The following is a 23,395-nucleotide window of genomic DNA, read 5'->3' on the forward strand; positions in this document are numbered from 1 at the left end:
GGGCGGGGCTTCAGTCCTCGGACTGGACGTCCTGGAGCTTGAAGCCCCACTCCTCCAGCACCTTCGCTTCGTCCTGCTCGCTGCGCGTCTTCTTGAAGCGGGCACCGGGCACGCCCTTCACCCTGCGCTCGCACGCGGCCCACGTCGTGTGCCGCTTCACGGTGCGGCCCACCTCGCTCAGATAGGAGTAGGCCTTGGCGGAGCCCTCGCGCTGCTTGGGCTTCTCCTGGGGCACGGAGGTGTCTTCGGGCACGTCGTGCACGGCGATTCCGTATCCCGCCAGCGGGCCCACGTAGAGCTTCACGCTCCGGCCCTTGGAGAAGGCGACGGCGATCTCGTCCACCCGCTCATTGCCCGGCACGCCCGCGTGCCCGCGCACGTACTTCCACTCCAGGACGCCGGCCTCGGACGGAAAGGCTTCCTTGCGTTGGGCCACCAGCGCCATCAGCCGCTTCCAGTAGAGGGTATTGGCCACCTCGCCCCCCTCGGCCGTCTTCCACCCGCGCCGGCTCCACCCGAACGCCCAGCGGGTGATGCCCTGAATCACATAGGTGGAGTCCGTGTGGATGTGCACCGGCCCCGGGGTCCGCTCCAGGTGGCGCAGTGCCTTGCCCACGGCCGTCAACTCCATCCGGTTGTTGGTGGTGTCCGGCTCGTGGCCCCCCAACTCCGTCACCTCGCCATCGGGCGTGACGATGAGGGTGCCCCAGCCTCCCGGGCCGGGATTGCCGGAGCATGCACCATCAGCGAAGACCAGGGTGGGGCGGTTCTCCATGCCGCCACCCTATAGCCGTCACGGCTTCTCCCCGCCAGGGCGGCGAACGCCGTCTGGCGGAGCCGGCCCGGGTGGACGGGCCGGCTCTCCGGACGGGGACTCAGTGGACGAAGGCCACCGACTGGTCGAGGCTGCGGATCAAGCACGACTGGTGGGCCGCGCTGTCCAGGTGCTGGGCGCGCTCACGGATCTCGAAGAAGCTGCGCACCTGGCCGCTCACCGGGTCCGTGACGTTGTAGGGGTTGTTCACGTTGGTCATGCCCGCGGCCAGGAAGGGCGAGAGAGCGCCCGAGACGCCCACGTGCGTGAAGTCGGTGCGCGTCTCCCCCGCGTGGCAGCCGGTGCAGGTGTTCAGCGAGAACTTGTGACGCGCGTTGAAGCCGTTGGGCACCGAGCCCAGGTTGGGCGCGTTCCAGATGAAGGTGTTGGTGGCCATCTGCGGGAAGGCGCCCAGGAAGTTGGGGGTGGTGCCGTAGTCCAGGGGCACGTCGTGGGTGCCGTTGAGGATGGGCGCGTTGTGGGTGGTCAGGAAGTTGGTGAGCGTGGTGGAGTTGTTGAACGGATCGAAGGGCGTGCGCACGGTGACGTGCTCGCTCAGGTGGCCCGGCACCGCGGTGGTGGTGAAGTGGCGCGGGTTGGCCGCCGTCGAGAAGAGGCGGAACTCCCGCATCTCCCACCAGGGGGTGGAGAGCATGATCTCGTTGGTGCGCACCTGGTTGATGGCGCTGCCGTTGGGCTTGCCCGGCGCCTTGTTGCGCAGCACCACCTGCTGGGTGAGGTTCTGGAGCTGCGTGTTGTAGGCGGAGCTGCCCAGCGCCAGCAGCGGGTTGGACAGGCCGGTCCACGCCTGGGCCCACGACTTCACCTGCAAGCACTGGTTCTGCGGCACGCCGTACTCGAAGATGACCAGGAAGCCCTCGTAGGGGCGCGAGCAGGTCATCGAGGTCATCACCGAGAAGACGAAGCGCAGCTCGCCCGCGCCGCTGGTGCCGTACGGGCCCCTGCTGCCCCGGCCCAGGTCCAGCCGGTTGACGATCGCCACCAGCTTGAAGGGCGAGCGCGCCAGGTCCAGCTCACCGGTGCTCAGCCGCGGCCAGGCGTTGAGGATTTGCGTGGCCATGGCCGAGCGTGCCTGCACGGGCCGCCCGTTCACGCTCTGGGTGGTCAACCACTGCCGCAGCCAGCGCTCGGTGAAGGCCGGCGCGGGGGCCGCGGTGTTGGCCATCTCCGTCATCAGGTGCTTGAACGTCCACACGCCATTCGGGTTGCCCGTGCGGGTGCAGGGATCCCAGGTGCGGGTGGGATCGCCGACCACGGAGGGGTGGTTGATGATGAGGGACTTGTTGGGAACGACGGCCCGGGCGATGCCCGTGGACGGCAGGGGAATGGGCCGGCCCGGCGCGAAGACATCCGACGGCAGCGGCACGAGCGCGGTCTCCCGCACCAGCACGCGGTCCTGGAAGGTGGCGACGGTGAGCGGCTCGGTGGACTCCTTCTGGAAGGCGGCGATGCGCTCCTGGGTCTTGCGGTGCTCGTCGAGGTTCACGATACCGAAGCCGGAGAAGAGGCCGTCGCCGGCCTTCTCGTCCCCATTGAAGCCGTCGTCGCTCAGCACCAGTTCCTTGCCATCGTCGCCCGTGAGCAGGAACCGGGTGGCTTTCTCTCCTTCGGCCAGCCTCGCCCGGATGAGGCCGGGCGTGGCGGACGAGGGCATCTCGGACGGGATGAACTCCAGGTTCTCCAGCGCGGGGGCACGCTGAGGTGCCTCGGCCAGGGGCTGCTCCTGGCTCGCCACCTGCTCCTGTGCCGGTTCCGCGCCGCAACCCGCCGTCAGCCAGCCCACCAGCAGGCCTCCCGCCAGTGTTCCCAAGCGCCTCTTCGTCATGTTCTTGCCGTGCCTCATGGATGCCCCCTGATGCGTGAGATTGGCTGAACTCATATCAAGAATTGACGTATTGGAAAAGGCGGTAAAGCCAGTTTATTTTGTTGTTCCCGGAGCTACAGATGACAAGGAATGACAGGGTCTGACACGCCAGTCATTGGCGGTAACCGGGCGGGATTCCGGGTGAAAGGCCGAGTTGTTGCCTGATGGGTTACAAGCCGCGGCGGAGGCGGCCCGTGCCTGTAGCCTGCGAGGCAATCGCGGACCAACGGCCGTTTCCTCCGCCGTGGTAATCTGCGGGGTCCATGCCCGGAACGATCCTGATCATCGAAGGAGATGAAGCCGCCGCTACCCCCTTGCACCAGGCGCTCGAAGCTCACGGCTTCACGGTCGAGACGGTGCTGGAGCCCAGGGACTGCGTGGAGCGAGTCCGGCAGGTGCGGCCAGCGCTGGTGGTGCTTCGGGTGGAGCTGCCCGGAGGGCACAACGGCTACCTCATCTGCGGCAAGCTGAAGAAGGACGAGGAACTCGGGCACATCCCCGTCGTCATCATCGGCAACCCGGACGGCTTCCCGCAGCACCGCAAGCTCAAGGCGAGGGCGGACGAGTACCTCGCCCATCCCGCGGGGGCGCAGCAGGTGCTCGAGGCGGCCGAGCGGCTGACCCGGGGCGGCCAGGCGGCACCGCCCGCGCGAGAGGGTGTTTCCCTCCCGGGGCCAGGGAGGCAGGGGTCCAGCGGGCCCGCGCCGCGCCCATCGGGTGGTTCATGGCCGCTCGCGGTGGTGCTGGCCCTCGCGGGGGCCGTGGCGGCGGGATGGTTCTTCCTGCGATAGGCCTCAGATGGCAGCGGGTGTCTCGCTGAGGTGCCTCGACTCCCGCCGTCGATATGGCAACAGCCCTGGCGGCGCCAGCGCTGTATTCCCCTGTCAGGCCCCCTGTGAACCTGGCGGCCAGTCAAGGGTGCACGGCTGACGCATGGGCGCCCGCGCTCGCTCGCCGCACCCTCATGGCTGGACCTTCATGGAGGAAGCGGAACAAGGGCCTCGACAGGAGGGGGCAACCAGGGTGGGAACCACGACGGGAGAGAAGAGCCGCCTGCCCACGGGCGTGGCCGGGCTGGATGGAGTGCTCCGGGGGGGACTGCCGCGCGGCGCGCTCTACCTCGTCACCGGTGGGCCCGGCACCGGGAAGACGGTCCTCTGCTCCCAGGTGGCCTTCCACCGCGCGGCCGCGGGCGAGAACGTCCTCTACGTCACCTCGTTCTCCGAATCCCATGCCCGCCTGCTCTCCAACCTCGAGTCCTTCTCCTTCTTCGACCGCTCGCTCATCCAGAGCCGCATCACCTTGCTGAGCAGCGTCTCCGTGCTCGAGTCGGGGGGCTCGAGTCCCTCCATGCCATGCTCAGCCAGGCGGTGCGCACCCACCGCGCCTCCCTGCTCATCATCGACTCGCTGGCCGCCATCTCCGAGCTGGCCTCCTCGGCCTTCGCCTATCGCAAGTTCCTGCGGGAGCTCGGCGCCCTGCTCGCGCTCGTGGGCTGTACGGCGTTGCTCATCGCCCCCAGGACCGAGGGCCCGGAGAGCCTCGAACGGTTCGTCGCCGACGGCATTCTCGACCTCGACCTGCGGACGCTGAAGATGCGGCAGACGCGCGATCTGGCGGTCCGCAAATTCCGGGGCAGCCCCCACCTCGGCGGCCAGCACATCTTCGAGATCAGCGACTCGGGCATCACCGTCTACCCACGCCGCGAGGCGCTGATGCTCCCCCAGGCGCTGGACACCCCCGCCGCGGTCCAGAAGAGCCGCTTCGGCATCTCCGGGCTCGACGACATGCTGCGGGGCGGCGTGCCCCCGGCCTCGGTGACGGCGCTGCTCGGCGCGCCCGGCAGTGGAAAGACCCTGCTCGGGCTCCACCTGCTGGCCGAGGGGCTGAGAGGGGGGCAGCGGTGTCTCTACTTCGGCTTCTACGAGACTCCCTCCCGGCTCCTCTCCAAGGCCGAGGGCGTGGGCCTGCGGCTGCGCGAGCACGTGGAGGCCGGCCGGCTGGAGGTGCAGTGGCGCCAGCCCACCGAGCAGTTCCTCGATGCCATCGCCATGCAGCTCGTGGAAGGGGTGCATCGCCAGAAGGCGCAGCGGCTGTTCATCGACGGGGCGGACGGGCTGCTGCAGTCCTCGGCGCACCCGGAGCGCTTCACCACCTTCTTCACCGCACTGAGCAACGAGCTGCGCGCGCTGCAGGTGAGCACCGCCATCTCCATGGAAACGTCCTTCGGTGGTCCCGAGCTCGGCCTCGCCCCCGTGGGCCTGTCCGCCGGCGTGGATAACATCGTCTTCATGCGCTACGTGGAGCTCCGCTCCCAGCTCCACCGGCTCATCTCCATCCTCAAGGTCCGCGAGAGTGACTATGACCCGTCCCTCCGCCAGTTCCACATCACCTCGCGGGGGCTCGAGGTGGAGGACTCGAGCGAGAGCGCCGAGGCGCTGCTCGGCGAGCTGGCGCGGCTGCACGGAGGCTCGTCAACGCGCGGGCCTGGACCGAATCCCTCGCCCCCTGGCTCAGCACCGGAAGACTCCGGAGAGGACGCATGAGTCACGTCCTCATCGTCGATGACGAGCCGGACATCGCGAACGTCCTGGGCGAGCTCCTCGGCGAGGAAGGGTTGGACGTGCGCGTGGTGCACGATGGCCGTCAGGCCCTGACGGCCATGACGGAGCGGCTCCCGGACCTGGTCATCACCGACCTGATGATGCCCCGGATGGACGGGCACGCGTTGATACGCGAGATGCGGGGCAGCGCGGCGTTGCGGCACATCCCCATCGTGGTGATGAGCGCCGGGCTGATGGACCAGAGCCTCCTCGCCCCCGACCTCCTCTTCGTGCCCAAGCCCTTCGAGCTCTTCGACATGCTGGATCGGGTGTCGGAGCTGCTCGGGAAGCGGGGCGGCTCGCGGTGAGGCGTCCGCGCGGGCCGGCCGCGGCACCGCCGGTTTTCACGAAGGCGTCACGGGTGCCTTCGCTTCACGCCAGTGGAGGGCCTCGGGAGAATCCGCGGGCGCGCCGGCTTCGCCCCGCAGCAGCCGCGTCACCTGCAACGCGAGCGGGCGCACCTCGTCCAGGTCGATGAACTGCTCGCTCCCCTCGAACAGCTCACCGTCCGCGTGATCGAAGCCCCGGGGCCGAGGGCGCTCCATCTTCCCGGTCCTCCGCGCGACGGACTCGCAGCAGTCGATGACGAGCTTCCGGGTGGGCGCGTCGGCCGCGTACAGGTCCAGGCCGAGATCGTGGGTCCCCGTGAGGATGACGTACGCCTGGAGCGTCCAGTACTCCCACAGCTCCGCCTGCTTGCGGCGCAGCCCCCGCGCCTCCAATTCCACCAGCAACAACGCGAGCAGATCACGGATGGCGCCGTCGCTGTCCCAGATACCCTTGCCTCCGAACTCGATGAAGCTACTCGCCATCGCATCCCTCCTGATGCAAACGGGAGCCCGGACTCCCTCCTCCGGGCTCCTCCTCTCGTCCTCCCCTGGTCACTCGGAGGCGGCGGGAATGGAACCCGCCCTATAGCGCGGACAGGAAGCTGTCGAGCACGGCGTTGAAGCGCTCCGGCTGCTCCTGGTTGGGCAGGTGGGCCGCGTCCGGAATCACCTCCAGCCGGGCCCCGGAGATCAGGTCCGCCATCTGCTTCGCCTTCTCCAGCGGCGTCACCGGATCCTTCTCGCCCACCACCACCAGGGCGGGCCCGGCGTAGCGCGCGAGGATGTCCTTGCTGTCCGGCCGCAGCGCCATGCCCCGCTGGGCCGCCGCGATGCCCGCGGGCGTGGCCGTCCGCATCATCGCCGCCACCTCGCGCCCCACCGCCGAGTCCGGTTCCACCACCACCTTCGGCAGCAGCGCCCGCACCGCGGCCTCGGGACCTTCCCGCAGGGCCTCCTGGGCCGAGGCCTCGCGCCGCGCGCGGCCCGCCTCGTCATCCGCCGTGGCCTGCGTGTCCACCAGCACCAGCCCCCGCACGCGCCCGGCGTCCTCCCGCAGCAGCGCCATGCCGGCGTACCCGCCCATGGACACCCCGCCCACCACCGCCGAGTCCACCTTCAGCGCGTCCAGCAGCGCCAGCGCGTCCTGGGCGATGCGCGCCATCTCCGTGGGGCCCTCGCCGAGCCCGCTCCGCCCGAAGCCCCGGATGTCCGGGATGATGAAGCGGTAGCGCCCCGACAGCGCCTGGAGCTGCTTCTCGTACGCCTCCCCGTTCAGCGGGAACGCGTGGAACAGCAGCACGGGCAGCCCGTGGCCCTCGTCACGGTAGTGCAGGGGAACGCCGTCGACGGTGATGCTGAGCATGGCTTCCTCCAGGGACTTCAGATCCACCGGTTGTGCTTGAACCAGAACACCAGGGCGAGCGGCAGCCCGAACACCGACACCAGCATCACCCAGAGGAACGGTCTGCTCCCCAGGACGTCGAAGTTCTGCCCGAAGAAGCCCGTGATGAACGACAGGGGCAGGAAGATGGTCGCGATGATGGTGAGCTGCTTGCTGATCTCACTCGTCCGGTTGGCCATCATGGACAGGTAGCCGTCCATCACGTTGCCCACCATGTCGCGGCTCGCGTCGATCTGCTCGTACAGCCGCACCAGGTGGTCATACACGTCCCGGAAGTACAGCGCCGCGCGCTCCTGGATGTTGGGGATGCCTCTCCGGGCCAGGAAGCCCATGACATCCCGCTGCGGCGACAACACCCGCCGCAGCGACACCAGCGCCCGCTTCAGCTCGAAGATGCGCTGCAGGTGCTCCGGCTGCGGGTTCTCGAAGACCGCCGACTCCAGGTCCTCCAACTCGTCGTTGAAGTGGTCCAGGACGGGGAAGTTGCGGTCCACCAGCGTGTCCGCCAGCACGTACAGCATGAAGTCCACGCCGCGTTCCATCGTCGCCTGGGGCTCGTCCCGCACCCGTTGCCGCACCTGCTCCAACCCATCGAAGGGCAGCTCGTGGACGCTGATGAGCCAGTCCGGCCCCAGGAAGAAGTGGTGCTCGTGCAGCGTCAGATCGCACACGTTCTTCGGGTTGGCGGTGAAGCCCTGGAGCACGATGAACTGGTGGTTCGGGTACTCCTCCAGCTTGGGCCGCTGGTCCACGTGGAGGGAGTCCTCGATGGCCAGCTTGTGCAGTCCGTAGCGATCCCCGAGCCGCTTCATCTCCTCCTCCGTCGGCTGGAGGACGTCGATCCACTTCGAGCCGGGCAGCTCGAGCAGATCCTCTCCACCGAAGAGGGGCTTGCTTCCGTTCATGACGACGACCTGGATCATGGGCGTGCCTTGCTCCCGTCCACCATGAAGTCGAGCACCCGGTCCCACAGCCCGTTGAACTGGGGGGCCCGGAAGTGGGAGCCGGATTTGAGCCAGCCCACGTGCGCGGGGGGCTCGTCGAAGTGGCCCAGCACGTCCAGGTGGTCGGCGACGGTCGCGGTGATGAGCTCGCCCCAGAGCTGGGTGCGCGTGGGCACGACGCCATCGCTCCGGTGCCGGTACTCCTCGCCGAAGACGTCTCGGAGCAGCCGGTCGTGGGTGGGGGAGGGGTCGGGCGTCCGCAGCTCCCGCGCGTCCGGGGCGCTCTTCTTGTAGAGGAACGAGTAGGCGCCGTAGATGATCTCGGGCTGGGGATCCAGCATCCGGAACGACACCAGGTCTCCCATGCCGGGGTTGTGCTTGCCGGTGACCGCCCGGAGCATGCCCATGAGGCTCGGCGGCGGCGCCCCGGTGATGACCGAGCCGTAGCGCACGCCCGGCCGGTCCGGGTTCCCCTGATTGAAGCCCACCATCTTCTCCGGGGTGAGGTCTCCGATGATCGACTGATCCTTGCCCACCTGGTCGAGGAACTCCTCGAGCGTGGCCTGCTCCGTGGGTGTGAGGTGGGCCATCAGCCGGGTGATCTGATCCAGCAGCGTGGCCTGGAAGCCGAGCTGATGGCCCGTCTGGCTGAGCGCGTAGAGCAGGCGGAAGGCCAGGAACATCATCGGCCGCGGGCCCCGCCGCAGGGAGAAGACGGTGAAGAGCCACAGCAGCCGCAGCAGCATCTCGCCCCGGCGGTCCTGCTGGAAGAAGCTGGCCATGGGCGCGCCGTGGTGCGGCGTGGCCACCGACACCACCGAGCGCACCCGCTCCAGCAGGTGGGGCGCCTTCTGGGGGATCCACGTGGACACCAGGCCTCGCGCGTCCACGCCTCCGGTGGAGTGCCCGACCAGGTGGATGACCGCGTCATCGCTCGCGGCCGTCTCCTCGAGGGTGCGGAGGATGAGCCGGGCCCGGACCTCGAGGCTGGCCGTGGGGTGCCCCGTCACGGACTCCACCTCGGCGGTGTGGCCGCGCTTCTGGAAGCCCTCCAGCAGCACATCGCGGACATGTCCGAAGTAGACGATCCGCTCGGCTGGCTTCTCTCCCATGTGGGTGAAACCGAAGAAGCCGGGAATGAGGTACACGCGGTGCTTCGCCATCCGGCCAGTGTAGGAGGGCGAGGGAGCCTCGCAAGGGAAATGCCGGGATCCACACGCTCCGGGAGCCGAAGTGCGCGACGGGGCCCATGGGAACCGATAGAGTGGCCGGGCCGTGTCCGCCGATACTCCTTCGCTCGCGTTGCCCCCCAAGCTGGAAGAGATCCTCCAGTCCCTGTCCGATCGCGCCTTCGCCGACCGCCTGCGCCTGGTGTACAGCGCGGCGGGGCAGGCCATCACCCGGCTGAGCGACCTCGATCTGCTGAAGTACGAGACCCCCCACGTGGAGGACAGCCCGGACCTGTCGCTCTGGGAGGAGATGGCCCCCGTCATCCGCGACACGGTGATGGACGTCAACGTGCTGCTCAACGTGGTGCGCGAGCAGTTCGCCTCCCGGCCGGCGGCGGGCGCGGGCTCCGGGGTTCCCCTGACGGCCACCGTGGAGGCGCGGCGGGCCAAGGACGCCTCCGAGCTGCTGTTGGGGTGGATGCAGCAACTGGCCCAGGGCATCACCCAACTGGGCGAGACGATGCGCAACCCCGGCGTGGTGTCGGACCGGTGGACGCTGCTGGCGGAGATCCAACGCCTGCGCGAGCGCTTCCGCGAGCAGATGGGCAACCTCGTCTTCGAGTCCGCCAGTGCCTTCGGGCCGGTGACGCGGCAGCAGGTGGTGCCCGGGCACGAGGCGGAGGTGAAGGCGGCGGTGATGGTGCGGGCGATCGTCGCGGACCTGTCGCGCATCGTCTCGGCGCGGCTGACCAAGGTGCGCGAGGCCGAGCCCGAGGACGTGCAGTGGAACGCCCAGCAGTTGCAGACGGAGCTGGACGCCTTCGGGCGCACGGCCGCGTACAAGCACCTGCGCGCGCAGGACAAGCGGCACATCATCGAGCTGCGCGGCCGGGCGGGGCGCCTGGCCATCCAGGACAACCCCCACAAGCCCGAGGTGCTGTCGGTGGTGGAGGAGCTGGACACCATCGTCCGCTCGCTCAGCCATGTGAATCAGCGGCAGCTCCTCATCGCCCATGATCGCGAGGTCTGGGCGGGCTGCGGGGTGCGGCTGGAGCGCTCCATGGGGTTGCTGAACACGGATGCTCCGGGCGCCGCGCGGGCCCTGGCCGAGGCGGCCGCCAGTGCCCAGTCCCTCTACGGGAGGGATCCGCGGCTGGATGCCTTCCTGCGCAAGGCGCGCAAGACGCAGCTCTCCCAGCTCTCCGGCGCCGACCTGCGCGCCAACGTCGAGACCCTCCAGTCCCTGCTGGCCGGACTGGACATCCTCTGAGTCATCGCCTGCGTCATCGCCGCGCCGGGTGCCGGGCCACCTTCCGGGCCCCTCCGCCCGCGCCTTCGCGTTCCCACTGCTTTTTGGTTGCAGGCCAAATGATTTCAGGGCAAAGTATTGCGGTGGTAGCGCTTTGATTCCTTTGCCGACTCATGCATACATGAGGCGGGAGAGGTGTCTGAATTCAGGACGCCTCTGTCTTGAATCAGGACACCCCTTGGGGGAGGGGTGAAAGCCATTGAAATCAGAAGGCTTTGTTCCAGGAGTGTAAACTCTTGATGCAGGCCGGGGCGTGTTGAGAGTGACATCCACGCTCCACTGGCTGGGCCGGGTGATGCGTAAAGGCTGGCATTTCCACGATTCATAGGTTGGCCCGCTTCCTGCTCATGTCTCCTGTGTCCGACGGCACCCCGCCGACGAACAAGGAGGAACCCCCAGTGTTTCGCACTCGCTTCCTTGCTGCCGCGCTTCTCGCCCTTCCCCTCGCCGCGTGCGAGGTCGACAACTCGCAGCTCCCCGAGGGTGCCTCGAAGGCCGACGTGGCCGCCGACTCGCTTGGTGACGTGCAGGCCGCGCTCGCCGCGCTGCCGTCCGCCCAGGTCGCCGGTGCGCACGACGACGGCGTCCCCTTCATGCTCAAGGGCAGCCTGGACAACGCCAGCGGCCTGCAGGGCATCGCCGCCGCCTTCCGCCTTCAGGCCACCGACCTGCTGCTGAAGCGCTCCACCGTGGACGAGGAGGGCAACACCCACATCCGCTACGGCCAGACCAAGAACGGCCTGCCGGTGGTGGGCGGTGAGCTCATCATCCACAAGGACGCCAGCGGCAAGATCTACTCGGCCAACGGCTCGGCCCGTGACGGCGAGCTCGTGCCCGCCGTGGCGCGCATCTCCAGCGAGGCCGCCCGCGCCGCCGCCCTGGACAGCACCATGGGCCGTCACATCGCCTCCGAGGGCGATGCCCGCCTGGTGTACATCCGCTCCGAGAAGGACAACCGCCTGAAGCTGGCCTACCACGTGGTCGTGACGGGTGAGGGCGCGGACATGCCCATCCGTGACAACGTGTACGTCAACGCGCTGAGCGGCGCCATCGAGGCCACGCACTCGGATATCCACTCCGCGAAGAACCGCGCGGTGTACTCGGGCAACAACACCACCTCGCTGCCCGGCACGCTCAAGCGCTCCGAGGGCCAGGCCGCCACCGGCGACTCCCATGTGGACATGAACTACGACCACCTGGGCACCACCTACGACTGCTTCAGCCTGAACTTCGGCCGTGACTCGTTCAACGGCGCGGGCGCGCAGCTGCGCAGCACGGTGCACCACAGCACCAACTACACCAACGCCTTCTGGAACGGCACCCAGATGGTGTACGGCGACAGCGATGGCGTGCAGTCCGCGCCGCTGGGCAAGTCGCTGGACGTGACGGTGCACGAGCTGACGCACGCGGTGACGGACACCGACTCGGACCTCATCTACTCCAACGAGTCCGGCGCGCTCAACGAGGGCCTGAGCGACATCTTCTCGGCCTACTGCGAGTCGTGGAAGCTGGGCTGGACCACGCCCGCCTCGGTGTGGATGATCGGCGACGACGTGTGGACGCCGGCCACCGCGGGTGACGCGCTCCGCTACATGGCCAACCCCACGCAGGATGGCTCGTCCAAGGACTACTACCCCACGCGCTACACGGGCACCTCCGACAACGGCGGCGTGCACTGGAACTCGGGCATCGCCAACCTGGCGTTCAAGCTCCTGTCCACGGGCGGCACGCACCCGCGCAACGTGACCACCACCGCGGTGACGGGCATCGGCGTGCAGAAGGCCGGCGCCATCTTCTACCGCGCCAACCGTGACCTCTTCACGGCCTCCACCACCTTCGCCCAGGCGAAGGCGTACACGGAGACGGCCGCCGAGCAGCTCTACGGCGTCGGCGCCGCGGAGAAGACCTCGGTGACGCAGGCCTGGACGGCTGTGGGCGTGGGTGTGGCGACGCCTCCCGTGACGGCCACCGCGCTGACCAACAACGTGGCCCTCACCGGCCAGTCCGGCACCTCGGGCACGAACAAGTACTACTACCTGGACGTGCCGGCCAGCCGCGCCTCCACCTTCACCATCAGCGGTGGCACGGGTGACGCGGACATGTACGTGCGGATCGGCTCGCAGCCGACCACCACCTCGTACACCTGCCGTCCGTACAAGGCCGGTAACGCCGAGTCGTGCTCCATCGCCGCGCAGACCACGGCCCAGCGCATGCACGTCATGCTGAACGCCTACTCCACCTACTCCGGCGTCACGATCAAGGGCGCGTACTAAGCCCCGGTTCGCTGAACCCGAAGTGAGATGAACGGCCCCTGGGAGGCACTGCCTCCCGGGGGTTTCGTCTTTGCGGGCAGCCAGTTCTTCCCGTGGAGCCGGGAAGGGTGTAGTGGCGCTCTCCGTATGGCTGCCCCTCGCCCCTTGCGCGACGCGGACCTCTCCCGGGTGGAAGGGGTCTTCACGGATGTCGACGGTACCCTGACCAGCTCGCACCAGCTGCGCTCGACGACCGTGCGTGCGCTCGAGCGTCTGGCGGAGACGGGCCTCAAGCTGGTGCTGGTGACGGGCCGCCCGGCGGGCTGGGGCGAGGCATGGGCCCGCACGCTGCCGGTGGACGGGGTCATCGTGGAGAACGGGGGCCTGTTCTTCCTGAAGGGCCCCCGGGGGAAGCTGCGCAAGGTGTACGCCGAGTCTCCGCGCGTCCGGGAGCCGAACCGGCGCCGGCTGGAGGCGGAGGTGGCGGCCGTGCTGAGGCAGGTCCCCGGGGCGCGCCTGTCCATGGACAGCGCCTACACCGAGGTGGACCTGGCCGTGGACTACAACGAGGAAGCGAAGCTGGGCGAGCAGGGGGCCGATCGCCTCGAGGCGCTGCTGCGGGCGCGGGGCGTGACGGCCGTGCGCTCGTCGGTGCACATCAACTGCTGGCTGGGCCGCTTCGACAAGCTGTCGGCGGTGCGCCGCTTCCTGAAGCTCGCCTGGGGGTTGCGGCTGGAGCCGGGGGATGAGCGCTTCGTGTACGCGGGGGATAGTTTCAACGATGCCCCCATGTTTGGAGGGTTCGCCCTGAGTGTCGGGGTGGCCAACGTGCGGCGGGTGCTGGATCGCATCGACACGCCGCCGGCCTTCATCACCCGGGCAGAGGAGGGGCGGGGCTTCGAGGAGCTCGCCCGTGCCATTGTCGCCCAACGGGCCCGCCGGGCCCCTCGCCGAGGAGTCGGAGCGTGAACGTCGTGAAGCTGGAGTTGGCCCCGGGGCTGGGCCGTCACCTGCGTGCGGGACACCCGTGGGTCTTCCGCAAGGCGCTGGACAAGGTGCCGAAGATTCCTCCGGGCAGCGTGGTGGACCTGGCGGAGAACGGGAAGTTCGTGGCGCGCGGGTACTTCGATCCGTACTCGGCCATCGCGGTGCGCGTGCTGACGCGCAATCCGCGGCAGAACATCGACGCGGCCTTCTTCGCGCAGCGGGTGAAGCAGGCGCTGGCCGAGCGGCGCTCGCTGATCGATCTGACGGACACGGACAGCTTCCGGTTGCTCCACGGCGAGGGAGACGGGCTGCCGGGCGTGGTGGTGGACCTGTATGGCCGGTACGCGGTGCTGAAGCTGTACTCGGCGGGGCTCACGCCGTACCGGGGGCTGATCGTCGAGGCGCTGAAGGCGGCGGTGCCGGAGCTCAAGGGCATCCTGGGCCGGGACGAGGTGGGCCGGGACGACGCGGAGGATGACGAGGGCCGGGGCACGGGGCGGATGCTGTGGGGGGAGGAGGCGCCCGAGGTGCTGGAGATCCTCGAGCGGGGCGCGAAGTTCGGGGTGGACGCGTGGCGGGGGCAGAAGACGGGCTTCTTCCTGGATCAGCGCGAGAACCGGTACCTCATCCGGCGGCTGGCGAAGGGCAGGGACGTGCTCAACTGCTTCTGCTTCAGTGGCGGGTTCTCGGTGAACGCGGCGCTGGGCGGGGCCAAGAGCGTGTTCTCGGTGGACCTGGATCCGGATGCCATCGCGCTGGCGCGGGAGAACTTCACGCGCAACGGGCTGCCGGCAGAGAAGCACGACTTCCTCGCGGCGGACGTGTTCAAGCTGCTGGCGTCCTTCCGGGAGGAGGGCAGGACGTTCGATTTGATCATCCTGGACCCTCCGGCCTTCGCGAAGAGCCAGCGGGCGGTGCAGGCGGCGATCGACGGGTATGCGTCGCTGAACCGTCAGGCGCTGGGGCTGCTGCGGCCCGGAGGCCTGCTGGCGACGGCGTCGTGCTCGGCGCGCGTGGGCCCGGATGACTTCATGGGCGCGGTGAAGGAGGCGGCCTTCAAGGCGGGCGTGGACCTCGCCATGGTGGAGGAGCGCTACCAGCCGCCGGACCATCCCGTCCGGCTCCAGTTCCCCGAGGGCCGCTACCTGAAGTTCTACGTGATGGTGGCGGTGTAGTTGCCGACCTGGGGCCCGTACGCGGGCCCTACCACTTCACGAAGCGCGAGATGCGGCGGAGGCGGGTGAAGTAACCGCTTCCGTCCGTGCTCAGCCCCATGGAGGACGCGCCGGCGGAATTCAGGTGCGGGCCGACTCTGCCGTCGTCATAGGGGGCTTCACCTTCTGCGCCGAGACTGTAGCCAAAGCAGGCAGAGTAGTGCTGGGTGACGTACCCGAAGTTGGCCGCGCAGTTCGCTCCGGTCCATATATCCCCGTCGAAATCGGGTGAGGCCCAGCCGCTCGCGAATTGCGCGTCATAGATTCCCTGGGTGCCGGAGACAAACCGGGGGGAATTGAACCTCATCGAGTAGATGTCGATGCCAGTCGTCGTCGCCACCATCGCGACGACGCTCTTGCCCCGGAGATCCTCGATGACATCCATGTAGGCGGTGCCGTACTGGTAGAGGCTTCCGTCGTAGAAGAGTGATTCGAGGTTGGGGCGTCCGCGCCGATTGAACCTTTCCCAGTGAGGGATGTACCAGAAGTCGGTGGTGTTGACGCCCAGGATGCTGTTGTAGACGAGTGTCCACCCTCCGCCATTCGTCTCCATGTCACAGTAGGCGGTGCGGGGTGGGCCTCCTCCTGGTCGGATCCAATAGGTGCCGGACAGGGCCACTCCCGCCGACTGCAAGGCCCGGCAGTTCTCGGGAGCCGTCGAGGGCGAGGAGCCAGGAGTGGCGTTCTGCGCCAGAGCGGACGGCGCGGCGAAGAGAAGGACCGCGAGACTCAGAATCTGCGATTTCAATACACTCATGACAGCCTTTCGGGCAGTGGCCAGAAGAACTCCCGAGAGGATGGGAATGAGTTGTTTCCCGGCAAGCCTTGTCTGGACTGCCCCAAAGGCTCGCCTCATTGTCGGCTGGTCGTCTCTTCTGCGTTTCCGGCTGTGTCTGGCCTCACAACTCGATCCGGTACACCGTGCGGGATGGGTCGACAGCGGAGGGCACGTGGCGGATGCGGAAGCGCTCCTGTGCGGAGAGTCCGATGGTGTCCCCGTCCTTCAGCACGGGCCCGTGGTCGAGCAGGTAGTGGGCGAAGTTGAAGGCCCGGTCCACCAGTGTCGCGGGCTTCTCGCGGAGCGCCACCAACTCCAGCTCCATGAAGCCAAACGAGCGCATGCCCGAGGTGGCGAGCGTGAAGGTACCGTCCGGGTTGCGCGAGAGTTGGAAGGCCAGCCACAGGTAGAGGGGCAGCCGCTCGCGTGAGGTTCGCTTCGCCTCCTCGACGAAGTCGTCCGGTGCGTTCACCACCGGCCCCTCACCCCAATACACCCCGCTGGCATCGGTCTTGGCGGCCACCGCGGCCACCACCCGCGTGAGCAGCAGCATCAGAGCAACGCGATCCATCTTCGGTGCCAGCACGGCGACGATGACGTGCGCCAGATGGCCCTTCAGCTTCTCTGCCGCCTCGGGCCAGTGCCAGGCGGCGCGCGCCGGACCCTCCAGGTCTCCCCAGGGAATGGGGGTACGTATCAGCGTGAGGGTGACGGCCGCGCCGTCCAGCTCGAAGCTCAGCGTGTCTCCCTCCTGGCGGAGTTCCTTCGCACGTGGAAGCGCCCACCCGGAGTCCTGCAGAAAGGCCAGCAGCGCACCCTCGGGCAGTGTCCTCGCGCGATCGAGCGTCACCATCGCCAGACCCAGGTTGCGCTCCGGCTTCGGCACGTCCACTCCCACCGATTTCTTCCGGAAGAATCCCATCCGTCCTCCTCGTCATGTGTCGTGCCGGCGTCATAGCTCATCTCCAGGGATTCATGGCTCGAGCCAGAACCCAGGGTGACCGCTCAGGTGGAGGCGGGCGGCCCCATGTCGGAGGTGGGTGATAGGGAAGGGAGGCGTGGAGGGGAAGGGCGATGGAGCGGAAGGCGTGGGAGAACCTGTCGGCGGCGCGTGTGCTTCTGGAGATCGAGGAGCCATGCCCCAACGCGGCGGCCTCGCGGGCGTACTACGCGGCCTACCATGCGTGCTGGCATGCGATGAACGAAGTGGGTATCCCTACTCCAGAAGTCAGGCCGGGTGTATATTACTTCCTGCATGAGCCACTGCCGGGAGATGCCATCGAGGTGGGAGTGCTCGATGGGCAGGCGGGCGAGGCTCTGACCTGGCTGGCCAACCTGCGGGTGGCAGCGGATTACGTTGTGGATGACGTGACGGTCGAACTGGTGAGGGAGGCGCTGGAACTGGCCGCGAGCCTCGTCCGGCGCCTCCTGGGGGAGGAGCCCACATGGTGAACGAGCGGGAAGAAATTCGGCGGAAGGTGATGGCGGCTGTCGGGGGCAGACCCGTGCGGTGGACGGACCACCGGACCACGAAGGGCGACTTTCCTGGGCGTGATTGGGCCCTGGAGATATTCGACGTGCCCTTCTCCGAGCAACGGGCGCTCCACGGCCGTCTGTTCGACGAGTTCTACCTGCCGCTCTATCAAGAGAAGCGGCTGGCGCTCACCATCCTCTTCCACACCCCCGAGAACACGGATCGCTACTACGCCTGGGTCCGCGAGGAGCACGCGGCGGAACAGGCGGGAGCGGCGCGCGCCACTCCCTGAGGGACTGAGGGGCTCGCCGCTCAGTGCTTGAACACGCGCGAGGCCACGCGATCCATCACCTCATCAGCCCACACGAGGCTCGCCTGGGTGAGGCGCTTCATGTCCTCCCGGAAGGCCGCCTCCGACGGCACCGAGGCATAGGTGCGGCTCAGGAAGAGGCTGTTGTTCTCGGTCTCGTAGTCCACCGCGCCACCGCCGGTGTCCGTGCCGGACTTCTCCTCGGCGCGGAAGCCCTCGAGGACGCCGGGCTTGGGGGGATCCCGGAATTTGTAGATGAGGGCGCTCGTCTCCAGCACCTGCTTGTCCGCGTGGTACTCGAAATAGAGCTGCGCGTTCCCGATCGCCGCTCCACCGAACCCCTGCGGATTGAGGCCCTCGCTCGCCTGCCCGAGGGACTTCATGAACGCCTGTACCAGTCGCTGCGCTTCGTCGCGGGTCATGGGTCCTCCGCCTCTCAGGAGGCGTCGTTCTTCCGAGCGGACGTTAGCAGCAGCCCGCCCGGCATCGCGAGGAATGGTGGGAACGGGAGGGGGCCGGGACCCAGGGTGACCGCCCGGGTGGGGGCGGACGGCCCCATGTCAGAGGTGGGGAGTAGGAAGGAGGCACGGGGGAGGGGAAGGGCGGTGGAGCGGAAGGCGTGGGAGAACCTGTCGGCGGCGCGTGTGCTTCTGGACGTTGAGGATCCGTGCCCCAACGCGGCGGCTTCGCGGGCGTATTACGCGGCCTACCATGCGTGCTGGCACGCGATGAACGAAGTGGGTATCCCTACTCCAGAAGTCAGGCCGGGTGTATATTACTTCCTGCATGACCCTCTGCCCTATGAGGCACACAGGGCCGGGGTGCTCGACGATCGGACGAGCGAGGGGCTTTACGAGCTGGTGCGGCTGCGAGTGTCCGCGGACTACCTCGAGGAGGAGCTGACGGTTGCGCGTGCAAGGGAAGCGCTGGAGACGGCCACGGCCATCGTCCAGCGGGTGCTCGGGGAGGAGCCGATATGGTGAATGAGCGTGAGGAGATCCGCCGGCGGGTGAGGGAGATCGTCGGAGATCGGCCCGTGAGGTGGACGGATCATCGGACGACGAAGGGGGACTTCCCGGGCCGGGACTGGGCCTTGGAGGTCTTCGATGTGCCCGATGCGGAGCAACGAGAGCTCAGCCATCGGCTCTGGGGGTTCTCGAAGGAGCTCTATGCGGAGAAGCGGCTGGCGCTCCTCGTGCTCTTCCACACCCCCGAGAACACGGATCGGTATTACGCGTGGGTCCGCCAGGAGCACGCGGCGGAGATGGCGGGAGCGACCTGACATGAGACACCTGGGAATCGCGGCGGCCCTCACCGTGCTCGCCGGTTGTGGGGGCGGCGAGGAGATCCGGCGCTACCGCGTGGTGGTGGACCCCGCGCCCCTCTCGAAGCTGCCGAACTCCTGCTACCGCGGTGGGACGCCGCCCACCCCGCGGGTGGAGGAGCGCAACCTCTACCGGGACTTCATCTGGACCGTCTGGGAGGCCGGAAGCTCCGATCGCGCCTTCCTGGAGCTGGACTCGCCCGAGGGGGGGGGGCTGGCGGCTGGGGGATGCCCCACCGGTGCAGCTCTCGGGAGCCATCGCCGGCAGCGGAGACTCCTTCTCGGCCGAGCGGCTGCAGGTGGCGGCCGACGGCAAGGTGCTCGAGTCCACGGCCCTGCGCATCATCTTCGAGGACGTGGACACCCTCTCCCGGGGGGTGGTGGATCTCAAATCGACCTGCGCCGCGTGCGCCGGAGGCAGTGAGCTGTCCTGCGAGGCCCGGCTGTCGTTCACCGCCCGGCAGGAAATACTCCAGGAGTGAAGCACCCGGACACGCTCCGCGTTATCCTCCGCCCTGTCTATGGTCCTCAAAGGTCAGTTCCTCGAGCGTTCCACGCTCATCCCCGTGGGCAGCGAGGTGATGGAAGGGGTGGCGCACCGGGGCGATGAGCGCCCTCCGCTGCTCGTGCTCCCGCCCCGGCCCGAGGACGGCGGGGGCATGGACCATGTCATCGGGGCCGAGCTGGCCTTCGCCGCGGCGTCGGCCGGCCACCCGACGTTGCGCTTCAACTACCGGGGCGTGGGCGGCAGCCAGGGGGAGAGGGGCTCGGGCGAGGCGCTGCTCCAGGATGCCGAGGCCGCGCTGGGCGTGGTGCTGGAGAATGCCCGCTCGCCCGCGGCGGCCGTGGCCGCGCTCCATGGCAGTGCCCGGGTGGCCCTCGAGGCCTCCGGGCGCGCCATCCCGAGGCGGCGGGCCTGTGCCTGGTGAGCCCCAGGGCGGTGACGGCTCGGGAGCTGGCAGGGCTCGGCCGGGCGCTGCTGGTGGTGGTGGGCGAGCTGGACTCCACCCTGTCCCGGGCGGAGCTGGCCGAGGCGGTGGCGGCGGCGGGGGGCGAGCTGGTGGTGGTGGAAGGCGCTGGTGCCCATTTCCATCACGCCCTGCCCATGGTGGGAAAAGCCGTGCGCACCTGGCTGAAAATGCTGTCGGGCAAATGACCGGTAGCGCGTAACCCGTTGAATTAACGAAGGTTCCTCATCCCGGAGGGGTGCTTGTCCGCCGGGAGGGGCATCGAACAGACTCGAGAGACCCAATCGTTCCGCCGTTCGTTCGTAGGGGTCTGCATCAAGGAGCGCTCATGAAGCGATGGATCCTGGCAAGTGCGGTGCTGGCCCTGGCGACGGCGGCCTGCACGTCTCCTTCGGAGTCCGGGGAGACGGAGGCGAAGGAAGCCCCGGCGGTGGACACCTCGCGGCGCGTCCTGGCCGAGGAGGAGCCCGGCGGCATCGTCGTGGACTTCAAGGACGGCACCACCGAGGCCGAGTTCGATGCCTGGGAGTCCGACTGGGGCGTCGACGTCGAGTTCAACTCCGTGGAGGGCAAGCGCACGGGCGTGACGATCGCCCGGGGCGTGGGGGATGTGGACGCGGCGCTCGCGCGCATCCGCCAGCACCCGGCCGTCGAGTCCGCCGAGCCGCTGCGCATCTACTCGGTCCCGCCCGGTGAGCAGACCGTGACGGAGCTGGACTCCTCGCTCGAGGAGGACAGCAAGGACGGCTACACGCCGAATGATCCGGACTACCCCAAGCAGTGGAACCTCCGGATGATCCAGATGCCGAGCGCCTGGAAGGAGAACCGGGGCAAGGGCGTGGTGGTGGCCGTGTTGGACACGGGCATCGCCTACGAGGACCACGACGACTTCAAGCAGGTGCCGGACCTCAAGGGGGCGAAGTTCAAGACGGGGTACGACTTCGTCAACGACGACGAGCACGCCAATGACGACCACGGGCATGGCACGCACGTGGCGGGCACCATCGCGCAGGCGACCAACAACGGGGAGGGCGTGGCCGGCGTGGCCTTCGAGGCGACGCTGATGCCGGTGAAGGTGCTGAACCACTTCGGCTCCGGCACGTCGGCGGACATCGCCGAGGCCATCCGCTTCGCGGCGGACAACGGCGCCAACGTCATCAACATGTCCCTGGGTGGTGGGGGCTACTCGAAGGTGATGGCGGACGCGGTGGAGTACGCGCGCAAGAAGGGTGTCACCGTGGTGGCCGCTGCGGGCAACGCCGGGCGCCCGCGCGTGGAGTTCCCCGCGGCCTACCCGGGCGCGGTCGCGGTGGCGGCGGTGGGCCCGGGCGCCACGCGCGCCCCGTACTCGTCCTATGGCAAGGAGCTGGACATCGCGGCCCCGGGTGGTGACAAGCGCCAGGGCGACGCGGGCGGCATCCTGCAGAACACCATTGATCCGAGGGATCCGTCGCGCTCCGTCTACGCCGCCTACCAGGGCACGAGCATGGCGACGCCGCACGTGGCCGCCGTGGCGGCGCTGCTCTACGCCGAGGGCGCCAGCGGGCCGGACGAGGTGGAGAAGGCCCTCTACGCGGGGGCGAAGCGCATGGGCGACCAGGCCTGGACGGAGGAGTACGGCCACGGGTTGCTGGATGCCCAGGCCTCGCTGAACGCGCTCGGGGGCGGGGCCACGCGCTGGCCGTCGATGTGGTGGGCCCTGGCCCTGCTGGCGCTGGTGCTGCTGACGATTCGTGGGCGCGAGCGCCCCGGCTATCTCAACATCCTCGTCCGCCCGAGCTTCTTCGTGCCGTTGCTGCTGGCCACCGTGGGCGTGTTCTTCGCGCGCTCGTGGTTCGGCGGCGCCTCCGGCGTGGCGGGCGACGTGGTGGACGCGGCGTACCTGCCCATCCCCGACTGGCAGCGCATCATCTTCGGCCGGGGCAAGCTGGCCAACCCGCTCTTCTACAGCTCGCTCATCCCGCTGCTGCTGTCCTTCCTGGCCATCAAGTTCCAGGGGCTCCGGTCGGCCATCGGCGGGCTCGCCCTCGGCTTCGCGGGCTTCCTCGCCTACGCCGCCTGGTCCAAGGCGCCCGCCCTGGCGTGGATGCCCTTCCACTTCCTCGCGCTGCCCTGGCTGGTGATCAACACGTTCATCTGCCTCATCATCGCCCGCGCCATGCTTCGCAAGGAGACGGCGGGATGAAGCTCACCGGCCGCGTGGTGTTTCGCGACATCGAGACGGGCGTCTGGGTGCTGGAGGGCGATGACGGCCGCACCTACCAGCTCGCCGGCGGCGATCGGAAGATCAAGAAGGACGGTCAGCGCGTGGAGGTCGAGGGTGATGTGGCCCGCGACATGCTGACCGCCGCCATGGTGGGGCCCGTGTTCAACGTGGCCTCCTACCGCTTCATCTGAAGGCTACGGCCACCTTCACCCCGTCCCCTTCCCGGGGGGCGGGGGGAGCGGGGGCCGCACCATCCGCTGCATCAGGTGCTCGAGCGCCTTGCCCGGCTCCTCGCACAGGCCCGTGTGGACCGGACCCGTCTGGAGCATCGTGCTGCGCGGCGCCACCAGCCAGTGGAAGCGTTCCTTCTGGGGCAGTTGGCCGATCGGCCCCGCCGCCTTGCCGCCCGCGCAGAGCCGGGGAATCGACTCCAGGTGGCTCCGCAGCAGCTCCACGTCGGCATCCGGCGCGAGCGCCAGCAGCCGCCGCTCGTCCAGCTCCACCCGCGCATCCAGGTACCGGCGGGTCAGGCAGTAGAGGATGACACCCGCGTTGATGAACTCCTCGCGCTCCACGCGCGGCACGACGCGGATGACGGCGTAGTCAAACGAGTTGTGCACGGGCACGTTGTGCCTCCTCGATGAACGCCGGCGCCGCTTCCAGGCGCTTCAGCAGGTAGGAGACATAGGCCTCCCGGTGCTCGGCCGCCGTCGCGAAACGGGGCTCCGCCGCCGGGCCCAGCCACGCCTCGGGCACGCACCCGACGACGTGCTGGATGACGTCCGGTGTCACCCGCTGGCGCAGCGCCGCCTCCGCCTCGGGCAGGGCCGAGGCCCAGGGCAGCAGCACGTGATCCTTCACCGCCGGGAAGCGGCTCTGGCTGCGCTCCAGGTAGTCGTCCCACGCGTGGTGGAAGTACAGCGAGGCGCCGTGGTCGATGAGCCACAGCGCCTTGTGCCAGCTCAGCAGGTTGGGGTTCTTCGGCGTGCGGTCCACGTTCGTCATGTAGGCGTCGAAGCACACGATGGCCGAGGCCTCCGCCGCCTCGGGCGCCGGGCCCACCGTCGGATCGAACGTGATGGAGCCCGGCAGGTAGTCCATGCCCAGGTTGAGGCCCGCGCTCGCCTTGATCAGATCGCGGATCTCCCCGTCCGGTTCGGCGCGGCCCAGTGCCGGATCCAGCTCCACCAGCACGAGCTCTGGCACCCTCAGCCCCAGCGCCCTGGCCAGCTCGCCCGAGACGATCTCGGCCACGAGCGCCTTGATTCCCTGGCCCGCTCCCCGGAACTTCAGGACGTACAGCCCCGAGTCCTCCGCCTCGATGATGGCGGGCATCGAGCCGCCCTCGCGCAGCGGCGTGACATAGCGTGTCGCGGTGATCGTTCTCACGCGTGGACCCTCACTCCCGCCCTCTCCCCGTGGGAGGA

General features: G+C 68.7%; 28 protein-coding genes and 1 pseudogene. 17 read left to right on the top strand and 12 right to left on the bottom strand.

The window, feature by feature from the left end; all coding sequences use genetic code 11:
- Nucleotides 1-10: 10 nt before the first annotated feature.
- A complete protein-coding gene (locus ACN28I_RS02580; protein ID WP_420940578.1) occupies nt 11-775 on the bottom strand; it encodes a viroplasmin family protein in 765 nt (254 codons plus the stop codon).
- A 100-nt stretch (nt 776-875) separates the two neighbouring features.
- Nucleotides 876-2,660: a hypothetical protein gene (locus tag ACN28I_RS02585; protein ID WP_420940579.1), complete on the bottom strand. Its 1,785-nt coding sequence runs from the start codon at nt 2,658-2,660 to the stop codon at nt 876-878.
- Between the two features lie 302 nt (nt 2,661-2,962).
- Between ACN28I_RS02585 and ACN28I_RS02590 the strand changes: the two genes are divergently transcribed.
- Both ACN28I_RS02590 and ACN28I_RS02595 read left to right on the top strand, forming a co-directional pair.
- Complete coding sequence (locus ACN28I_RS02590) at nt 2,963-3,490, top strand: response regulator (RefSeq protein WP_420940580.1); 528 nt, start codon at nt 2,963-2,965, stop codon at nt 3,488-3,490.
- Between the two features lie 187 nt (nt 3,491-3,677).
- Nucleotides 3,678-3,905 (top strand): annotated as a pseudogene (locus tag ACN28I_RS02595) (RAD55 family ATPase); the annotation flags it as partial.
- On the opposite strand, the gene ACN28I_RS02600 reads toward ACN28I_RS02595, so the two are convergent.
- Nucleotides 3,905-4,051: a hypothetical protein gene (locus ACN28I_RS02600; protein WP_420948869.1), complete on the bottom strand. Its 147-nt coding sequence runs from the start codon at nt 4,049-4,051 to the stop codon at nt 3,905-3,907. The pseudogene ACN28I_RS02595 and the gene ACN28I_RS02600 overlap by 1 nt on opposite strands.
- 3 nt (nt 4,052-4,054) lie before the next feature.
- Here ACN28I_RS02600 and ACN28I_RS02605 point away from each other — a divergent pair, with 3 nt between their 5' ends.
- Both ACN28I_RS02605 and ACN28I_RS02610 read left to right on the top strand, forming a co-directional pair.
- Nucleotides 4,055-5,245, top strand: a complete 1,191-nt coding sequence (locus ACN28I_RS02605; RefSeq protein WP_420940581.1) for an ATPase domain-containing protein — start codon at nt 4,055-4,057, stop codon at nt 5,243-5,245.
- The gene (locus tag ACN28I_RS02610) at nt 5,242-5,610 is read left to right on the top strand and encodes a response regulator (protein WP_420940582.1); all 369 of its coding nucleotides are present in this window, start codon (nt 5,242-5,244) and stop codon (nt 5,608-5,610) included. The genes ACN28I_RS02605 and ACN28I_RS02610 overlap by 4 nt, the downstream gene beginning before the upstream one ends.
- Nucleotides 5,611-5,646: 36 nt before the next feature.
- Here ACN28I_RS02610 and ACN28I_RS02615 read toward each other — a convergent pair whose 3' ends face one another.
- The 4 genes from ACN28I_RS02615 to ACN28I_RS02630 form a co-directional block, all read right to left on the bottom strand.
- On the bottom strand, nt 5,647-6,114 hold the full coding sequence (locus tag ACN28I_RS02615; RefSeq protein WP_420940583.1) for a hypothetical protein: 468 nt from the start codon (nt 6,112-6,114) through the stop codon (nt 5,647-5,649).
- A 100-nt stretch (nt 6,115-6,214) separates the two neighbouring features.
- Nucleotides 6,215-6,994 (bottom strand): alpha/beta fold hydrolase, encoded by a 780-nt coding sequence (locus ACN28I_RS02620; RefSeq protein ID WP_420940584.1) that lies wholly within the window; start codon nt 6,992-6,994, stop codon nt 6,215-6,217.
- 17 nt (nt 6,995-7,011) lie between these two features.
- Nucleotides 7,012-7,956 carry a magnesium/cobalt transporter CorA gene (corA, locus tag ACN28I_RS02625; protein ID WP_420940585.1) on the bottom strand — a complete coding sequence of 315 codons (945 nt, stop codon included), beginning with the start codon at nt 7,954-7,956 and terminating at the stop codon, nt 7,012-7,014.
- Nucleotides 7,953-9,140, bottom strand: coding sequence for an esterase/lipase family protein (locus tag ACN28I_RS02630; protein WP_420940586.1), 1,188 nt, complete (start codon nt 9,138-9,140; stop codon nt 7,953-7,955). Before ACN28I_RS02630 ends, corA begins: the two co-directional genes overlap by 4 nt.
- A gap of 112 nt (nt 9,141-9,252) precedes the next feature.
- Here ACN28I_RS02630 and ACN28I_RS02635 point away from each other — a divergent pair, with 112 nt between their 5' ends.
- The 4 genes from ACN28I_RS02635 to ACN28I_RS02650 all read left to right on the top strand — a co-directional run bounded on the left by ACN28I_RS02635 (nt 9,253) and on the right by ACN28I_RS02650 (nt 14,869).
- Nucleotides 9,253-10,416 (top strand): hypothetical protein, encoded by a 1,164-nt coding sequence (locus ACN28I_RS02635; protein ID WP_420940587.1) that lies wholly within the window; start codon nt 9,253-9,255, stop codon nt 10,414-10,416.
- Between the two features lie 437 nt (nt 10,417-10,853).
- On the top strand, nt 10,854-12,728 hold the full coding sequence (locus ACN28I_RS02640; RefSeq protein WP_420940588.1) for a M4 family metallopeptidase: 1,875 nt from the start codon (nt 10,854-10,856) through the stop codon (nt 12,726-12,728).
- 126 nt (nt 12,729-12,854) lie between these two features.
- Complete coding sequence (locus ACN28I_RS02645; protein WP_420940589.1) at nt 12,855-13,676, top strand: HAD-IIB family hydrolase; 822 nt, start codon at nt 12,855-12,857, stop codon at nt 13,674-13,676.
- Nucleotides 13,673-14,869 carry a class I SAM-dependent rRNA methyltransferase gene (locus tag ACN28I_RS02650; protein ID WP_420940590.1) on the top strand — a complete coding sequence of 399 codons (1,197 nt, stop codon included), beginning with the start codon at nt 13,673-13,675 and terminating at the stop codon, nt 14,867-14,869. Before ACN28I_RS02645 ends, ACN28I_RS02650 begins: the two co-directional genes overlap by 4 nt.
- A 28-nt stretch (nt 14,870-14,897) precedes the next feature.
- On the opposite strand, the gene ACN28I_RS02655 is transcribed toward ACN28I_RS02650, so the two are convergent.
- Nucleotides 14,898-15,665 carry a fibrinogen-like YCDxxxxGGGW domain-containing protein gene (locus ACN28I_RS02655; RefSeq protein ID WP_420940591.1) on the bottom strand — a complete coding sequence of 256 codons (768 nt, stop codon included), beginning with the start codon at nt 15,663-15,665 and terminating at the stop codon, nt 14,898-14,900.
- A gap of 142 nt (nt 15,666-15,807) precedes the next feature.
- A complete protein-coding gene (locus tag ACN28I_RS02660; RefSeq protein ID WP_420940592.1) occupies nt 15,808-16,608 on the bottom strand; it encodes a DUF4261 domain-containing protein in 801 nt (266 codons plus the stop codon).
- Nucleotides 16,609-16,760: 152 nt separating this feature from the next.
- On the opposite strand from ACN28I_RS02660, the gene ACN28I_RS02665 reads away from it, so the two are divergent.
- Together ACN28I_RS02665 and ACN28I_RS02670 are read left to right on the top strand one after the other, a co-directional pair.
- Nucleotides 16,761-17,138 (top strand): HEPN domain-containing protein, encoded by a 378-nt coding sequence (locus ACN28I_RS02665; protein WP_420940593.1) that lies wholly within the window; start codon nt 16,761-16,763, stop codon nt 17,136-17,138.
- Nucleotides 17,132-17,452, top strand: coding sequence for a hypothetical protein (locus ACN28I_RS02670; protein ID WP_420940594.1), 321 nt, complete (start codon nt 17,132-17,134; stop codon nt 17,450-17,452). Before ACN28I_RS02665 ends, ACN28I_RS02670 begins: the two co-directional genes overlap by 7 nt.
- A gap of 20 nt (nt 17,453-17,472) precedes the next feature.
- Here the strand turns inward: ACN28I_RS02670 and ACN28I_RS02675 are convergent, their stop codons facing one another.
- Nucleotides 17,473-17,892 carry a hypothetical protein gene (locus ACN28I_RS02675; protein ID WP_420940595.1) on the bottom strand — a complete coding sequence of 140 codons (420 nt, stop codon included), beginning with the start codon at nt 17,890-17,892 and terminating at the stop codon, nt 17,473-17,475.
- 183 nt (nt 17,893-18,075) lie between these two features.
- Here ACN28I_RS02675 and ACN28I_RS02680 point away from each other — a divergent pair, with 183 nt between their 5' ends.
- The 7 genes from ACN28I_RS02680 (at nt 18,076) to ACN28I_RS02710 (ending at nt 22,159) form a co-directional block, all read left to right on the top strand.
- Nucleotides 18,076-18,453, top strand: a complete 378-nt coding sequence (locus ACN28I_RS02680) for a hypothetical protein (protein WP_420940596.1) — start codon at nt 18,076-18,078, stop codon at nt 18,451-18,453.
- Nucleotides 18,447-18,752 carry a hypothetical protein gene (locus tag ACN28I_RS02685; protein ID WP_420940597.1) on the top strand — a complete coding sequence of 102 codons (306 nt, stop codon included), beginning with the start codon at nt 18,447-18,449 and terminating at the stop codon, nt 18,750-18,752. Before ACN28I_RS02680 ends, ACN28I_RS02685 begins: the two co-directional genes overlap by 7 nt.
- A 281-nt stretch (nt 18,753-19,033) precedes the next feature.
- The gene (locus tag ACN28I_RS02690) at nt 19,034-19,276 is read left to right on the top strand and encodes a hypothetical protein (protein WP_420940598.1); all 243 of its coding nucleotides are present in this window, start codon (nt 19,034-19,036) and stop codon (nt 19,274-19,276) included.
- 39 nt (nt 19,277-19,315) lie between these two features.
- The gene (locus ACN28I_RS02695) at nt 19,316-19,723 is read left to right on the top strand and encodes a hypothetical protein (RefSeq protein WP_420940599.1); all 408 of its coding nucleotides are present in this window, start codon (nt 19,316-19,318) and stop codon (nt 19,721-19,723) included.
- Nucleotides 19,720-19,950: a hypothetical protein gene (locus ACN28I_RS02700; protein ID WP_420940600.1), complete on the top strand. Its 231-nt coding sequence runs from the start codon at nt 19,720-19,722 to the stop codon at nt 19,948-19,950. Before ACN28I_RS02695 ends, ACN28I_RS02700 begins: the two co-directional genes overlap by 4 nt.
- A 140-nt stretch (nt 19,951-20,090) precedes the next feature.
- Nucleotides 20,091-21,947: a S8 family serine peptidase gene (locus ACN28I_RS02705; protein WP_420940601.1), complete on the top strand. Its 1,857-nt coding sequence runs from the start codon at nt 20,091-20,093 to the stop codon at nt 21,945-21,947.
- The gene (locus ACN28I_RS02710) at nt 21,944-22,159 is read left to right on the top strand and encodes a DUF5818 domain-containing protein (RefSeq protein ID WP_073563525.1); all 216 of its coding nucleotides are present in this window, start codon (nt 21,944-21,946) and stop codon (nt 22,157-22,159) included. The genes ACN28I_RS02705 and ACN28I_RS02710 overlap by 4 nt, the downstream gene beginning before the upstream one ends.
- Before the next feature lie 15 nt (nt 22,160-22,174).
- Here the strand turns inward: ACN28I_RS02710 and ACN28I_RS02715 are convergent, their stop codons facing one another.
- The gene (locus ACN28I_RS02715; RefSeq protein ID WP_420940602.1) at nt 22,175-22,594 is read right to left on the bottom strand and encodes a DUF3037 domain-containing protein; all 420 of its coding nucleotides are present in this window, start codon (nt 22,592-22,594) and stop codon (nt 22,175-22,177) included.
- Entirely contained in the window at nt 22,572-23,357 is a 786-nt protein-coding gene (locus tag ACN28I_RS02720) for a HipA family kinase (protein WP_420940603.1), read from the bottom strand. The genes ACN28I_RS02715 and ACN28I_RS02720 overlap by 23 nt, the downstream gene beginning before the upstream one ends.
- Nucleotides 23,358-23,395 lie beyond the last annotated feature (38 nt).

This window comes from Archangium gephyra, from assembly GCF_049060025.1.
GTDB lineage: Bacteria > Myxococcota > Myxococcia > Myxococcales > Myxococcaceae > Archangium > Archangium gephyra_A.

Excerpts from the sequence above, each read along its gene's own strand:
- ACN28I_RS02580 (WP_420940578.1), bottom strand. The coding sequence starts at position 775 with ATGGAGAACCGCCCCACCCTGGTCTTCGCTGATGGTGCATGCTCCGGC.
- ACN28I_RS02585 (WP_420940579.1), bottom strand. The coding sequence starts at position 2,660 with ATGACGAAGAGGCGCTTGGGAACACTGGCGGGAGGCCTGCTGGTGGGC.
- ACN28I_RS02590 (WP_420940580.1), top strand. The coding sequence starts at position 2,963 with ATGCCCGGAACGATCCTGATCATCGAAGGAGATGAAGCCGCCGCTACC.
- ACN28I_RS02600 (WP_420948869.1), bottom strand. The coding sequence starts at position 4,051 with ATGGAGGGACTCGAGCCCCCCGACTCGAGCACGGAGACGCTGCTCAGC.
- ACN28I_RS02605 (WP_420940581.1), top strand. The coding sequence starts at position 4,055 with ATGCTCAGCCAGGCGGTGCGCACCCACCGCGCCTCCCTGCTCATCATC.
- ACN28I_RS02610 (WP_420940582.1), top strand. The coding sequence starts at position 5,242 with ATGAGTCACGTCCTCATCGTCGATGACGAGCCGGACATCGCGAACGTC.
- ACN28I_RS02615 (WP_420940583.1), bottom strand. The coding sequence starts at position 6,114 with ATGGCGAGTAGCTTCATCGAGTTCGGAGGCAAGGGTATCTGGGACAGC.
- ACN28I_RS02620 (WP_420940584.1), bottom strand. The coding sequence starts at position 6,994 with ATGCTCAGCATCACCGTCGACGGCGTTCCCCTGCACTACCGTGACGAG.
- corA (WP_420940585.1), bottom strand. The coding sequence starts at position 7,956 with ATGATCCAGGTCGTCGTCATGAACGGAAGCAAGCCCCTCTTCGGTGGA.
- ACN28I_RS02630 (WP_420940586.1), bottom strand. The coding sequence starts at position 9,140 with ATGGCGAAGCACCGCGTGTACCTCATTCCCGGCTTCTTCGGTTTCACC.
- ACN28I_RS02645 (WP_420940589.1), top strand. The coding sequence starts at position 12,855 with ATGGCTGCCCCTCGCCCCTTGCGCGACGCGGACCTCTCCCGGGTGGAA.
- ACN28I_RS02655 (WP_420940591.1), bottom strand. The coding sequence starts at position 15,665 with ATGAGTGTATTGAAATCGCAGATTCTGAGTCTCGCGGTCCTTCTCTTC.
- ACN28I_RS02660 (WP_420940592.1), bottom strand. The coding sequence starts at position 16,608 with ATGGGATTCTTCCGGAAGAAATCGGTGGGAGTGGACGTGCCGAAGCCG.
- ACN28I_RS02665 (WP_420940593.1), top strand. The coding sequence starts at position 16,761 with ATGGAGCGGAAGGCGTGGGAGAACCTGTCGGCGGCGCGTGTGCTTCTG.
- ACN28I_RS02670 (WP_420940594.1), top strand. The coding sequence starts at position 17,132 with ATGGTGAACGAGCGGGAAGAAATTCGGCGGAAGGTGATGGCGGCTGTC.
- ACN28I_RS02675 (WP_420940595.1), bottom strand. The coding sequence starts at position 17,892 with ATGACCCGCGACGAAGCGCAGCGACTGGTACAGGCGTTCATGAAGTCC.
- ACN28I_RS02685 (WP_420940597.1), top strand. The coding sequence starts at position 18,447 with ATGGTGAATGAGCGTGAGGAGATCCGCCGGCGGGTGAGGGAGATCGTC.
- ACN28I_RS02695 (WP_420940599.1), top strand. The coding sequence starts at position 19,316 with ATGGTCCTCAAAGGTCAGTTCCTCGAGCGTTCCACGCTCATCCCCGTG.
- ACN28I_RS02705 (WP_420940601.1), top strand. The coding sequence starts at position 20,091 with ATGAAGCGATGGATCCTGGCAAGTGCGGTGCTGGCCCTGGCGACGGCG.
- ACN28I_RS02710 (WP_073563525.1), top strand. The coding sequence starts at position 21,944 with ATGAAGCTCACCGGCCGCGTGGTGTTTCGCGACATCGAGACGGGCGTC.